This is a genomic window from Bacteroidota bacterium (assembly GCA_016722565.1).
Classification (GTDB): domain Bacteria; phylum Bacteroidota; class Bacteroidia; order 2-12-FULL-35-15; family 2-12-FULL-35-15; genus 2-12-FULL-35-15.
This window is the reverse complement of sequence record JADKIU010000001.1, coordinates 737,176-751,749: the sequence shown is the minus strand read 5'-3', so window position 1 is coordinate 751,749 and position 14,574 is coordinate 737,176. Positions and strand designations below refer to the sequence as shown.

Below are 14,574 nucleotides of genomic sequence, written 5' to 3'. Positions count from 1 at the left end.
ATCTATTCCAAAATTTACTTTGGGTTTGTAATAAATTCGAACGATGCTTTTTGATACTTTTCCATCATTAATCGATCTCTCATTTTCACGGATGTATCAAATGGCCCTTCCACCATTGCTAAATTCACTAACCAAGCAGGAATAGAACCGGCAGGATTCACAAGTAATTCATACTCCACCAAAACAAATCCATTTTTCAATGGTGTAAGTGTCCACAATGCTCGAAATTGTGTTATTCGAACATGTCCTTTTAATTTGGGAGAATAACTGGGCAATGCACTTACTTTTTGATAAACCACATTCGTTTTTTCATCTTGCCGTGTATTAACTTCTACAACAACATCACGGTTATCTACCGGCCATGGAGCAACAATGGTTTGGTAGCGGATTAAATGTTGGTCAGAATCTTTTTTCAGCACCTTAGACGTTTGGCAGCGGTACACCCATTGAGGATACGACTCCACATCATTCAACAAAGCAATAATACTGGATAATGAGGTTTTAATTTGAAAGGTTGCTTTTAACTCTTTGTATTCTGAATCTTTCGTTAATCGGGTATAGACAGAGATGCCATTTTCAGATTTTTTTAATTCCCAATTCGACACTTCCTTTTTTGGAGAAAAACCAAAAAAAACAAAGCTGAATAAAACTATAATAACAACTTTCTTATTGAAACTGAAAAGCATCAGACGCATTTGGTTAAATCAAAAACTGGGATGAATTTAAGGCTAATTTAGCTATAACAACGGCCTATTTCTGAGAAATATAACACGTTATCTGATTTTTTAAAAAAAAGCAACCTTTTTTGAAGATAATTCGTCTAAAATGGGTAACTTGTGTATTAATTCAGACTACTAAATCATCCCATTTTTTTAAAATATAATTCAAGATGAAAAAGCGCAAACTACTATTAGTATTTTCTTTTCTTTTTATGATTTCAATTGTTTTTGCAAAACAGGATCCTGCAAAAAAAACTACGGTTGCTCCACCTGCTAAAAAGGAAAACAAAACGTTAACAGATGAGGAGATTAAAAAAGAAAAACTTAAAAAGTCAACGTATGGTTCGGCCGATCAAAAATCAGGATTGCCATATACCAGTGGACCAGTGGACGCACCAAGCCAACCGAGAAAAGATGTTGTTACACCTGTAGTAGATGCATCAACACCTAAATAAATATTAAATCTATTTTAAGATGAAAAATATTTCACATAGATATCTCGCATACGTTTTTGTATTCATCACGATGGTGCTGATTACAAGTAAAACGTTTGCAATTGCCAGAACCTGGACTGGTGCAGGTGCAGGTGGTGCAGGCACTGACTTTAACAATGTAGCGAATTGGTCCGGTGGAGGCGCATTGGCAACCGGCGATGATTTCACAATGACGTTTACGACTAACACGAGCCAAACCATTTCACTGTCTGCAAACATTACTGTGAACAATCTTACTGTAACTGAAAACAGCGGTTCAGGCCTCAGAACAACAACATTAAATGTGGGTGCATTTACACTCACAGTGAATGGAACTGGAACATTTAATGCAGTAAGATATAGTAATGGTGTCTCTTATGATGTTTTAAGATTAAACATTAATAATAGTGGGAACATTATTTTCAATGGCGTAACGCGCATACACACCACAGGAAATGGAGATACTTATGTTATTACAGAAAATTTAGCTGGTGGTGGTGCTACTCCAGGAACACTTACATTTAATAACAATGTTTACATTGGGGTTTGGGGTAGAACTGTTGGCGCCTATGAGCCACACATCGTATTTAATGGTACTGGTGCACAAACAATGGTCTTGGCAAATGCCGGTGGTGGATACTTATTCAAAGCACAAAATCTAACCTTTGGAACAACCAATACTCCTACTGTTACGATTAGAGGACCAAGTGCAGCAAATTTTGATACATATGACGGGAATATGATTGTTGCTGCAAATACCACTGTTATTATTCCGGACACGACTGTGACAGGCAGGATGACAGTTTTAGGCAGATACAATACCGGTGCAGGTTCACTAACGATGGGTGCGGGCTCTACTGTGCGAACAGGCTGTCCAAATCGCGCACCATTAAACGGTTTTGCAACCTACACAATGGATGCAACAAGTACAGTATGGTACAATTCAACTGGTTGGCAAGACATGTTGCCAATAACCTATGGACATGTGATTGCAGATGGTGTCAGTGCTATTAGCTGGAAATATTCAAATGGTGCACAAACTATGCAAGGCAACTTCACTGTACAAAACTCTGCGATTTATGGCCCTTGGTCTGCCGGTGGAATAGTAGTACAAGGAAATACATTGTTGCAATCAAGTGGTGTATTTAATGCCACTCGCGATAATAATGTTGCAAGTATAACTCATACGATACGTGGAAATTTCACAAACAATTCTACCTTTACTTCAGGCACTCCTGTTGGAATAAATACAATGCAGTTTACAGGAACTGCCGCCCAAACGATAGCTGGAACCACATTAACAACAGCATTTTATAATTTTGTTGTAAATAACACCTCTGCTACCGGAGTAACTTTAACAACTCCATTATCCGTAAACAGTGCTTTAACATTGACCGATGGGAATGTTTACACGGATGCAACAAATCTATTAACACTAATAGATAACGCTACGTCAACTGCCGGATCTTCTGCAAGTTTTGTGGATGGCCCAATGCGAAAAATAGGAAATGATGCCTTTGTTTTTCCTGTAGGTGATAATTTAATATGGGCACGAACAGCGATTACGGCTCCTTCTGTTGCCACAGATGCATATACTGCTCAATATTTTGATGCCGCTTATTCAACACTAACTCCTGTTGCAGCAACAATCGCATACGTTAGTTCTGTTGAACATTGGATCGTCAATAGAACTGCGGGTACATCCAATGTGTTTGTAACACTCTATTGGGAAAATGGAACAAGAAGCGGAATCAATACTTTCACTACAGATTTGCATGTTGCGCGCTATGATGGTGCTACATGGCAAGACCACGGAAGTGGAACAATGACAGGCAGTGCTGCTTTGGGTACAATCCAGACATCTGCAGCTGTTACTGCTTTTAGTCCCTTTACGTTTTCTTCCGTTTCTGTCAGTATTTTAATAAATCCCTTACCAATTGAACTGCTAAGTTTCGAAGCACAAACAAACAACAATCATGTTGATCTAAAATGGTCAACGGCTAGTGAAACAAACAATGACTTTTTCACAATTGAAAAAAGCAAAGACGGACAAAACTTTGTTGTAGTAGGAAAAGAAGATGGTGCAGGAAACAGCACAACCATAATTAACTACTCTGGAGTTGATTATTCACCATATACAGGAATTTCTTATTACAGGCTTAAGCAAACCGATTTTAACGGACAATTCACTTATTCTAATATTATTCCTGTAGAATTTAATAGGGTCGATGAGGCAAATATTTCGATTTTTCCAAACCCTTTGTCGGCAGGAAACGCGAGTCAAGTTCGATTGAGTATGTTCACAGGTGAGGTATTAGTGGTTGTGAGAGATGCAATGGGTAAAGAAGTGTTTTCCAAAATGGTGAATGTTTCTTCTGATTCTCAGCTAGTGACAATTGACTCTGATGTTCTTTTAGCAAAAGGTATTTATTTGGTCACCGCCTCTAACACAAATGCCTACCACAGCCAGAAACTCGTTATTAAATAATATTTTTTCATTATAAAACAAAACCCCTGAAGTTAAAAAACTTCAGGGGTTTTGTTTTATATTTTTAAAAGGTTTAATTTTTATGATTCGCATTGAGGACCATTTTTTTCAATGCATCAATCCATTTAGGTGAGTCATTTAAACTTTCCACTAATGTTACTTTTTCACCACCATGTTCTTTAAAAATTTCATCGTACTCCACTCCTATTTCATAAATGGTTTCCAAACAATCGGCCACAAAAGCAGGTGAAAAAATCAATAATTTTTTCTTTCCCTCTTTTGCTTTTTGCTCCACTACCTTATCACTGTATGGCTTTATCCACTTATCATCCAAACGACTTTGAAATGTCGTTTCGTATTTCCCTTCAGGAATATTTAGGTGTTTTACTAATTGGCGGGTTGTTTCGAAACAATTTGCACGATAGCAGTATTGATTGTTTTTTGTAATCTTATCGCAACAACTTCCCAACTGACAAGTGCCTTTACCATAATGGTCTGATCCCTTTTTTATGTGTCGTTCGGGCAAACCGTGATAAGAAAATACAACATGATCGTAGTCTTTGATATCGTATTTTTTTGCGACCTCCACACATGCTTGAATAAAATCCGGGTTATCGTAAAATTTTGAAATCACTTCAAATGACGGTGTTACTTCCCATTTTTTCAACAAGCGTATTGCTTCTTCAACAGAAGATCCAGTACTGGAAGAAGCGTATTGCGGATACAATGGAATCATAATAATTTTATCCACCTGCGCCTCTTTCAACTTATTCAATGCAAATTCCAAACTGGGATTTTGATAACGCATCCCCAGTTCAACAACATACTGATCTCCTAATTCCTTTTGCAATAACACTTTCATTTTATTGCTATTGGTTAAAAGTGGAGAACCTTCATTTGTCCAAATGTGTTGATATAACTTTGCAGATTTGGAAGAACGAAAAGGCACAATGATTCCGTTCACCAATAAAAAGCGACCAATCGGATTGATGTCAATAACACGAGGATCATTCAAAAATTGAGTTAAATATTTTCGAACATCCGCGGTAGAAGGGCTATCGGGTGTACCAAGATTAATTAAGAGAACTCCTGTCTTCATCGTTACAACTAAATATGTAATGCTCTTTTTGCTGTAGCGTCCAAACAAGCTTCTTTCATCGCTTCGGTATAAGTAGGATGTGCATGACTCATGCGAGAAATATCTTCAGCACTTGCACGATACTCCATGGCTACAACTGCTTCAGCAATCATATCGGCAGCACGGGGACCAATCATGTGTACACCTAAAATTTCATCGGTTGTTTCATCCGCTAATACTTTTACAAAACCGTCCGTATCCATTGAAGCACGTGCTCTACCACTTGCTTTAAAAGGAAAACTTCCAACCTTATACTTCTTACCTTGCTCCTTCAATTGCTCTTCTGTGAATCCAACTGCAGCAACTTCAGGCCAAGTATAAACAACACCGGGAATTAAATTATAATTGATGTGTGGTTTTTGTCCTGCAATTGTTTCCGCAACAAAGGTTCCTTCTTCTTCAGCTTTGTGAGCAAGCATTGCACCTTTAACCACATCACCGATTGCGTATATCCCAGCAACATTTGTTTGCAAATGCACATCCGTTTCAATCCTTCCTCTATCGTCCATTTTCACACCAGCTTTCTCCAAACCAAGATTATCCGTGTAAGGTCTGCGTCCTACAGAAACCAAACAATAATCTCCTTTCACTTCCACTTTTTCACCTTTTGCATTATCTGCAGAAACGATTACTTCTTTTCCTTTTGTAACCACACCAGTTACTTTGTGATTGAAATAAAATTCAAAACCAAGTTTTTTCAAACTCTTTTGAAGTTCTTTCCCTAAGGCTGCATCCATAGTACTAATAATGCCTCCTGTAAATTCCACCACCGAAATTTTTGCACCTAAACGTGCATACACAGAACCCAACTCCAATCCAATTACTCCACCACCGATTATCACCATGTGTTTGGGAACCTCTGTCATTTGTAACGCTTCAGTAGAAGTAATCACACGTTTTTTATCAATTTCAATTCCTTTCAAAGATGTCGGTTTTGAACCTGTAGCAATAATTGTTTTTGCGGTTTCTATTTGATTTTTTTTACCATCAGCTCCAGTAATTTCAATGGTGTTTTTATTTACAAAAGAACCATGTCCATTCAACACTGTGATTTTATTTTTTTTCATCAAAAAATTAATCCCATCACACGTTTGTTTTACAACTTCACCTTTGCGCTTGATCATTTGAGCAAGATTCACTTTTACATCTTTAACATCAATGCCATGTTCGGTAAAGGTATGGGTCGCATTGTGAAAATGTTCAGATGAGTCCAGTAATGCTTTTGATGGAATGCATCCAACATTTAAGCATGTTCCACCAAGAGTGGAATAACGTTCAATAAGTGCAGTTTTCATTCCTAACTGCGCACAGCGAATAGCCGCTACATATCCACCGGGACCTGAGCCTATAATCGTAACATCAAATTTTTCCATAAAAAAGTATTTTGAAAATTCGTTTTGGATATTTGCTCCAAAAACCGCACGAAATTACGATTTTTTAATAATTCTGAAACGGATTAACCAAGAATAAATAATCAATAAAAATGATATAAACATTGCCATTCGCCCAATATAATCGCCAAAACGAGTATAAAAAGTCAGCTGGTTTTTATATTCTACAGCCCCTGAAATCACTGCAGGCACCCAATAATCCGTTGCCTGTGATATTTTCCCATAAGGATCAATAAAACAAGATATTCCCGTGTTTGCTGAACGCGCTATCCATCTGCGGTTTTCAATTGCACGCAATCTTCCTAGTTTCAGATGTTGAATATGTCCGGGTGTATTCCCCCACCAACCGTCATTCGTAATAATTGTTATGAGTGTTGCACCTTTTCTAACATATTCAGTAACATATTCACCATACACACTTTCATAACAAATAACTGGTGCAATTGTTTTTGTTTCATCTTTCGAATAAAAAACACTTCGTTCAACTTGAGTTCCTAAACTTCCACTCGTTCCTCCCATTTCCAATGCAAGTTTATCAAGGTATTTAAAAATAAATTGCAAAGGCATTTGTTCTACGCCTGGAACTAATTTTGACTTGTGGTATTGTTGAATATGTCCAGAATTATCAAACTGAAAAGCAGTATTATATGCATCATAATAAGCATCTGCATTATAAAATTTTCTGGCAGTTGGCGACAATGGTTCACCTGGTTTATATGCTTTCGCAGTTGAAGCACCAATTATCATCTTCACCTTCGGATATCTTTTTACAAACTCTTGGATCGCAAGAACAGAAGAAGCTTGCTGCAATTCATCCTCCCAAATATCTTCAATTAATGCTGTTTCAGGCAAAACAATATACTCGGTAGTGGAATCCGTTTTTTGAGAAGCAAGCTCTAACATTTTTTGTAATTGCTGTTCGTAAGAGCCTGAAAACTTTTCGTTATACGGATCAATATTCGGTTGAACAATCACAATTTGATGTTGATTCGGAGCGACTTTATTTAAAGTAAGAATTGGAGTTAAAAGAAAAGACACTCCGATAGGGAGAAGAAGCATTAGCGCCAAAACGATTCCTTTTCCCTTAGTAATACCTTCAGTAAGGATATTAAAAAAACAATAATTAATAATCAACACCCATAAGCTACCACCAAATATTCCAGTGTATTCATACCATTGAATGAGGCTCACGCTATCAGCGAAAGCATTTCCGAGCGTTAACCATGGCCATGTGAGTTGATCACCATGATATAAAAACTCAAACGTTATCCAAATAGAAATAAAAATGAGATATCCCCATTTTTCGCCAATGCGTTTTTTTATCTTATGAAAAAATAAAAATACCAGAGACATAAAAATAGAATTCAGGCCGATTGCCATAACTGCTCCACCCACAGAGGCATTTTTAAGCCACCAGGTCGTTAACAGATTCCAAATAAAAAAAGACAAAAAAGAAGTAAAAAAAACAATACGTGATTTAAACCGTTCCGGATTCTGATAAACAAGATGTTCAATCCAGAGCAATGGAACAAATGCTACAAATAAGAGTGGAATCCAACCATGAGGAAACCAAGCAAATGCTAACAATAAACCAGCTAAAACAGATAAAATATATAATTGATATTTTTTCAAAAAAATTATTTTTTCAAAGATACTACTAAAATCAATGATTCATTGAAGGAACAACACACTTTGGAACATTCCATTTCCCTTTCCACTCATCTAAATGAATCACGCGCCCATCGCAGGTCAAATAATTTCCTTCCTCATCCTTTTTGAGAACAACCAATTGTCCCGTTGCGAAACCATCCATTATCAATTTTTGAAGCATGATTGCTGAACGATTCTTATTATTTTGAGCAACACTGGCACCGAATGCATTGTTTCTCATATCCATAACAGAGCTGACAGAATCTGGCATACTTTTATCCTCAAGCAATTGTTTTTTATATTGTAAGTAATTGCCTTTTTCATGAGCCTTACCTAATTTGAGCGCTTGTCTCCTTCCGATTTTACAAGCTAAAGATGCCATCCAATAAGCGTGTTTAAAGGCATCCAATTTCCCTCCATTTTCTTCATTTCCGATACTGCCATTTTTGCGAACAGAATCTACAACCATCTGTACTTTTTGGGTAACGACTTGTGCCTTTTTAGCTTTAATTGGATGAGTAACCACCCACCATTTTTCAGGGCGAGAAAGTTTTCTGAAAGAAGATTGTGAAAAAAGAGTGACAGAAAAGAATTGAATGAATAGAAAAACTAAAAGAAAATGTTTCATCGTATTAAATACATTTTACCAAATCCTTTATTAAAATATTGATCTGCACCACTTTCCCGTTTTTCGATTTCCTCCCCTCGTAAATTTGTTACCACACGATACAGGTAAACACCATTTGCAAGTTGATCACCAAATTCATCTTTACCATCCCACGCATAATCTGTGATGTTTCTGCCTACATGCAACAATCCCAATTCATCATTTGTAATTTCCCGAATTACTTTGCCGGTAATTGTTAAAATTTGGATTTTAAAGTAGGTTGGCACTTCCGAACCGGTTAATGTAAATACAAAATGAGTAGCTGTAGAAAAAGGATTCGGATAATTCATCACTTCGGTAATCGTTGCTTTATTTACGATTTCAAAATTAATTTTATAATCAATTCCACCCGATTGATTGTCGGACTTATCTTTTGCTTGCACAATCAATTGATATTTTCCATCCTGATAAAGCGATGGGGTGAAATTCAATTTACAGCTATTGTTTGGCAATAAAGCGGGAGTAAACGAAAGGGTGGAACCAAAATAAATTCGTTGAGGAATGGTGGCCGAAGGATATTGCAGAAACAATTTAAAATCTGCAGTATCGTTCAGTGCTAAAAACTGATTTTCGTCTTTCAACTGAATTAAAACATTCGGTTTCGCAGAAACAATATCACTATTCAAAATATGAACACCATCAAACGTAACATCCAGCAGAGGGTTGATATGATCAGAAGATGTATTGAAAGGAATACGTACAATGTTATTAAAATGATATTGTTCCAGTTGTGTTTTGGGCAAATCCAATGTATCCATTGGTTTAATTGGGTTAACTTCAACCCAGAGTGCATTGGCACCCGGATAACCTTCTGTGTTGACTAAAATAGTATCAATTATAACTTCATTCGGAGTGAACAAGTTCTTTTTTAATTTCGAAGGCAAAGCGTGACTAATATTGTTTGCATCTTCTATCCAGTAAGTCACTAATAAACTATCGACAAAGGTATATTCACTAATATTTTGAATAGGCAAATGAACAACCATATTGTCGCCCTCTTGAACTGAATCCTTTGCATAATAACCCAACACCGGATTGATGGCCGATTCGGGAACGGGCGTATAAATAACTTGCCAACGTTCCAGTTGAGGAGGGGTGTTTAATGTATCGTCTTTCATGTATGCAATCAAACGAATATTGGGATAGATGGCTGCATTTGCATACGAATTTAAATTTCCAATATCCAACTGAGAGGAATTAAAATTTGCCAAGGTATCTTCCGAACCATCGGCCATTATTCCAATGACCTGAACAAAAATACTATCAGCAGTGATTGCACCATCGATGTGATGTTGTTTCCATGATAAAGAATCCCAACTTAAAGCCGGGCCAATAACCGGAGAAGCAATAAAACCCTGATTCCAGTTACTAAATAAGGCAGTATCCAACTGTATCATTGAATTAATCGAATCACCAATAACCTCGGTAGCAGATCCAATGGGATCACCTTTTGTTCCAAACATGATAAAAGGACGTTGCGAAGGCACGGATCGAATTTGGGCACTGCCAAGTGATTCGAAAGCCAAGTATAAACTTTCTTCGTAAGCAGGAATGGAATGATTGTCTTGTGAATACGCCAACACATTGTATCCGACAGGAATATCATTCATTATAAAATTGGTAATTTTTGCTCTGTTGACTGAATCAGTATCAAAATAATCACAAGCATTTTCTTCTAACCCTGCCGTAGAAAAAGTAACACTTCCAAACTGAGAAAAACCGGTTCCTAAGGAAATAGACTTCATGCTTGTGTTGCTAACAGGATCGAATGCTGCAATTGTAAAACCCGGAATTGCCCAACTGGAAACGTATTCCAAGGCTCCATTCAATTTATAATTCACATTAAACCAACCAACATAACCAGATAAACCATTATTACATTGCAAACTCTTAATATCATTTACAAAATCAAATCTGCGGAAAGGGCGATTAAACTTTACATATTGATAATCATTGTTTTTAAATTGAAAAAAATGAGCTTGCTCCCAACCGCGTTTTCCGGGAATGTATTGAAAAGAACTCTCTCTCCATTTATATCCACTTGCAATAGAAGTAGAGTCAGGGCTCACTCGCCAATAGTAAACAGTTAAAGGACTAAAACTAAAAGACGGTTTCCATTTGATTACCCCCCCAGTAGAACTAATAAGAGTAGACGTTTGCAAAAACGGACTATTAAACGTATCTGTTGTATCAATTTGAAAAACATAATTACGAAGTGGAGCAAATAAATCTGCTGTAGATGCTTTGAGGGTTATTGTATCAATGGGTAAAATTGCAAATTCATAAGGATAAACAGGAATAACATCACCACCATTAATAATAAAATTAATATCCGTTGTTGCATTATTCGACTCATTTAATTCATCCACACGATTAAAATAATCCAACGTAATTCTTATTTTATTCAACCCGATATCACGTGAGAAGTCCCATGGAATTTTGATTGCGATGGTATCTTTGAAACGAGGAGCGATTGTATACGAGTAGTACGTTTGAGTTCCGCCATCAGGAAATGTTCGATACGCTTGTGTAAAGATTGTATCGTTAGAAGCCCTTCCAAGATTTGTTCTAACTACATACGTAATAATTGAATCATTGACCTGTGTCAAATCAAAAAACACATCGCTATTTGCTATCTTATAATCCGGTTTTTGATGGGAATTGATAACAATGGCTGGGTCACCATGCAAGGTCATTTCGTTGGAGGTAGACATCACAATCGGGTCAATTAAAGCTGTTGATTCTGTTAATGAAATTGTATTCTTAATAGAACTTCCAATTGACTTTCCGTAGTTTGTGGTTGATAGTTGTCGGTACAATTCTCCCGAATAAATATTCAACGCATAAGGAACTCCAAGTCCAACAGAAGCAAGGTAACCAATCATCCCTTTATTATTATTTATCACATAATTTTCGGAGGTCGTTAAATCTGTTGAGTGAATATCTCCGGAATAACAGCCATTTGCAATCATAAAGGGATAATGCCCAGGCAAAGGATTATAAGACTCAATGTCGTCAATACTTAAATCAAAACCACTTCCGGAAGCATGCCCAAAGAACGTCATTAATGAAACACCATTATCCATAAACTCCTGCAAAGTGTCAGATGTATTTATATCAATTGGGGCAGAACTGGTTTTAAAAAAACTGCTCACATTTCCACCGTACAATGTATCCTCAACGGTTGCTTTGTATGAATTCAGGAATGCCTTAAACGTATTTTGTTCGAAAGCGCTTGTCCCTCCACCAAAATGCAAAACCTGTTTCATCCATTCTGCGGGAGGATTTAAAACTTTATCTTCATATTGAATTACTTTATTTAAATAGATGTCGATATCTGCTGTTGTTTTAGCAGCTAGTCGTCCGGTTGGAATGCCAGGCACTACCACTCCACCGCTTATTCCGGCAGTTAATAAATTATCGCTGGAAGGGTTACCATAAGAAGGTACAAGGTCGAGCGGGTAATAGGTTGGATCACTTCTCACTACAGACATGTGATGAGATTTTCCGATCAAAAATAAATTTTGAGGAGGCGTAGGAAATGTATTTAATAAATAATTACTGAACCCCTTTATTGATAGCGGATTTTTTACGATACCATATCCAAACTGATCGTACAGTTGATCAATGTCTGCTATTAAAACATTATGAAATCCTCCGGCAGCAGAACTCCTGTAGCTCTGATAATTCAGGGCCGATGTGATTAATGATTTATGTGTTATGATTACAAACGCTGAATCCAATGGAACAGATGAGTAGTTTGTGAAAAGAGCGGTTGGAGTAACAGGTTGCAGCATGGCAATAGAAGAGATGAATCCATCAGATGTGATGTAGCATTTCTTTTCTCCACCACTATTAGGAATCATAACACTATCAATGGTTCCATCACTTGTTACGTGTATTCTCTTTGCATTTGTTAAATCATAGAGATGAATCGTTCCCGATGAATTAAAATTAGTAAGCGAATAAAATGTTTTTGCTTGACTAAAATTTTCGGGAACATACATGGTAAAATTTGTCCCACCTTCTAAGTTCAACGTATGAGGGTATTTTACATTGATGTAGGAAACAGCAGTACGATTGGATGTAAATGCAGAGGTAACACTTGTAAATTGAAAAGGTGTTGAGCCACTGACAAGTGCAGTTAATGGAACACTATACGTAAATCGAATCGCTTCGTAACCTGTGAATGTAGTATCTACCAAAAGTGTACTATTACAAACAATTTGTAATTGATGATCGGGGGATGTTAAGGGCTTTTGAGATGCACCAACTACTACTGAACGTATTTTAGCATTTGGTCCGGGCAAATAGATATTGGGGGTATTTATTGCATACGTTCCGGTTGCCCCCAAATTAATAACACTACCAAACCATCCTTCTGCTTTTGTGTAACGGGAATCTGTACCACCAACAACATCGGTTGCGCCTTCATAATATTCGTTATGAAATTCGGAAACAGCATCTTTAAAAAAGTAACTATCGGATGTATAAGAAGAATAATCCGTGGCTGTATCCAACGACATTCGATTGTTGGACGTAGATGTATTCCACGTTAAAAAATAAACTGCAGTGTCGTTAATGAGACTATAGTAAGGATTAGGAACAAAGCTGGTATTAATATATAAAAGCGAATCGATTGCACCATCATTTTTCTGAGCATAAAACTCTATAAAATCACCGCTATTAAAAACATTATCACTCTCGCCTTCCACATAAATGTATTGCTGTACACCTTTATTAAAAATTTGAAAATTCTTTGGATTGATGGATCCGATCGGGATTCCGGCAGCTGCAAGCGTTACTGAATCTATTCGACAAACGCCATCTTGAGCAATTTTTATTTTATAATAAAACTGGGAGTAATTAATCCATTCGTTGCCATATGTTTGCGAGTTCACTTGTAAAGTGATAAACACAATTAAACATACGACAAGTAAACGTTTAATCATTTTACTTTTTTGTTGATATCCACCTTAATGGAAAACACATTGGAATATAATGCAACAGACTTGTCACCAATATCTGTCAATGCATAATCGATATAAACGGATTTAATTTTTACACCAACCCCAATGTTGGGTTGCATTGTATTTACTTTTTTACCTGTAGCATCCGTATATGTTTGGTAGTTTCCAATGCCCGCACGTAAAAAAATTAAGTTCATGTATGAAGCTTCTAATCCCATGTGGGGATCCAAACTAACGGCTTTGCTTTTAATCAATACATTTCTTTTCCCATCAAAAGTTGCATCCATATTTACTTCGGCAAGTAGAGAAATTTTTTCTGTAAAATCGAATTTACGAGCAGCGCCCAACAATAATTTCGGCAATGTAATTTCCACAGAGTTTCCGGGAATTTCATTTCCTGTAGCAATAAAAACCGCTTTTGTTTCTTCAGAAAGATTGGTGCTCCAAGCATTGAAAGTGGAAGTTACATCACGCGCCATTGCAGCGAACTTCCATTTTTTATAATCGTATTGAGCACCTGCATCTAATCCAAAGCCCCATGCACCAGCAAAGTCGCCTACCTTTCTGCGAATAATTTTCACATTTGCACCTAATCGCAAACCTGGAATTTTCAATTGTTTAGCATACGAAACCAAGAAAGCGTAATCCACCGCAGAGAAGGTTGTAATACGGTTGTAATCCACATTTCCATTCGCATCAATCAACTCAGTTGTATTGGGAATATCATCTACCCCAAAACGAACCAAACTTACCCCTAAAACACTGGCAGAATCCAATCGGGTAGCAAATGCACCATAATCATACTTTGCTATTCCAGCAAAATATTCACTGTGCATCAATGCTACTTGGTGCTGGTTTTTAATACCAAGTAATCCTGCAGGATTCCAATAGCCTGCTGTAACATCATCAACAGAGGTTACATAGGAATTTGACATTCCTAAGGCACGTGCACCTACACCAATATTCAAAAACTCATTGCTGTATTTTGGAGCTTGAGAAAATATACTTGAAATAAAGCTTAATAAAGCAATTGAAGTAGCGAAAAATTTCTTATTCATAATTGTTATAAAATTAGTCT

At 36.9% G+C, this 14,574-nt stretch carries 9 protein-coding genes; 2 read left to right on the top strand and 7 right to left on the bottom strand.

Going from position 1 to position 14,574, the window contains the following annotated elements:
- Positions 1 to 14: 14 nt before the first annotated feature.
- Positions 15 to 686, bottom strand: coding sequence for an START domain-containing protein (locus IPP64_03030; GenBank protein MBL0328401.1), 672 nt, complete (start codon positions 684 to 686; stop codon positions 15 to 17).
- Between the two features lie 203 nt (positions 687 to 889).
- Between IPP64_03030 and IPP64_03025 the strand changes: the two genes are divergently transcribed.
- Both IPP64_03025 and IPP64_03020 read left to right on the top strand, forming a co-directional pair.
- A complete protein-coding gene (locus tag IPP64_03025; GenBank protein MBL0328400.1) occupies positions 890 to 1,174 on the top strand; it encodes a hypothetical protein in 285 nt (94 codons plus the stop codon).
- A gap of 19 nt (positions 1,175 to 1,193) precedes the next feature.
- Complete coding sequence (locus IPP64_03020; GenBank protein ID MBL0328399.1) at positions 1,194 to 3,680, top strand: T9SS type A sorting domain-containing protein; 2,487 nt, start codon at positions 1,194 to 1,196, stop codon at positions 3,678 to 3,680.
- A 73-nt stretch (positions 3,681 to 3,753) separates the two neighbouring features.
- On the opposite strand, the gene hemH is transcribed toward IPP64_03020, so the two are convergent.
- The 6 genes from hemH to IPP64_02990 are packed head-to-tail and all read right to left on the bottom strand — an operon-like array spanning position 3,754 to position 14,554.
- Positions 3,754 to 4,779, bottom strand: coding sequence for a ferrochelatase (gene hemH / locus IPP64_03015; GenBank protein MBL0328398.1), 1,026 nt, complete (start codon positions 4,777 to 4,779; stop codon positions 3,754 to 3,756).
- An 8-nt stretch (positions 4,780 to 4,787) separates the two neighbouring features.
- Entirely contained in the window at positions 4,788 to 6,191 is a 1,404-nt protein-coding gene (lpdA, locus tag IPP64_03010) for a dihydrolipoyl dehydrogenase (GenBank protein MBL0328397.1), read from the bottom strand.
- A gap of 54 nt (positions 6,192 to 6,245) precedes the next feature.
- A complete protein-coding gene (gene lnt, locus IPP64_03005; protein MBL0328396.1) occupies positions 6,246 to 7,841 on the bottom strand; it encodes an apolipoprotein N-acyltransferase in 1,596 nt (531 codons plus the stop codon).
- 31 nt (positions 7,842 to 7,872) lie between these two features.
- Complete coding sequence (locus IPP64_03000; protein ID MBL0328395.1) at positions 7,873 to 8,487, bottom strand: hypothetical protein; 615 nt, start codon at positions 8,485 to 8,487, stop codon at positions 7,873 to 7,875.
- Positions 8,484 to 13,478, bottom strand: coding sequence for a hypothetical protein (locus IPP64_02995; protein MBL0328394.1), 4,995 nt, complete (start codon positions 13,476 to 13,478; stop codon positions 8,484 to 8,486). The genes IPP64_03000 and IPP64_02995 overlap by 4 nt, the downstream gene beginning before the upstream one ends.
- Complete coding sequence (locus IPP64_02990; protein ID MBL0328393.1) at positions 13,475 to 14,554, bottom strand: PorV/PorQ family protein; 1,080 nt, start codon at positions 14,552 to 14,554, stop codon at positions 13,475 to 13,477. The genes IPP64_02995 and IPP64_02990 overlap by 4 nt, the downstream gene beginning before the upstream one ends.
- Between the last annotated feature and the right edge of the window lie 20 nt (positions 14,555 to 14,574).

What these genes read in the sequence shown, in the direction of transcription:
- IPP64_03020 (MBL0328399.1), top strand. Translation starts at nt 1,194, where the DNA reads ATGAAAAATATTTCACATAGATATCTCGCATACGTTTTTGTATTCATC.
- IPP64_02995 (MBL0328394.1), bottom strand. Translation starts at nt 13,478, where the DNA reads ATGATTAAACGTTTACTTGTCGTATGTTTAATTGTGTTTATCACTTTA.
- IPP64_03025 (MBL0328400.1), top strand. Translation starts at nt 890, where the DNA reads ATGAAAAAGCGCAAACTACTATTAGTATTTTCTTTTCTTTTTATGATT.
- IPP64_02990 (MBL0328393.1), bottom strand. Translation starts at nt 14,554, where the DNA reads ATGAATAAGAAATTTTTCGCTACTTCAATTGCTTTATTAAGCTTTATT.
- IPP64_03030 (MBL0328401.1), bottom strand. Translation starts at nt 686, where the DNA reads ATGCTTTTCAGTTTCAATAAGAAAGTTGTTATTATAGTTTTATTCAGC.
- hemH (MBL0328398.1), bottom strand. Translation starts at nt 4,779, where the DNA reads ATGAAGACAGGAGTTCTCTTAATTAATCTTGGTACACCCGATAGCCCT.
- lpdA (MBL0328397.1), bottom strand. Translation starts at nt 6,191, where the DNA reads ATGGAAAAATTTGATGTTACGATTATAGGCTCAGGTCCCGGTGGATAT.
- IPP64_03000 (MBL0328395.1), bottom strand. Translation starts at nt 8,487, where the DNA reads ATGAAACATTTTCTTTTAGTTTTTCTATTCATTCAATTCTTTTCTGTC.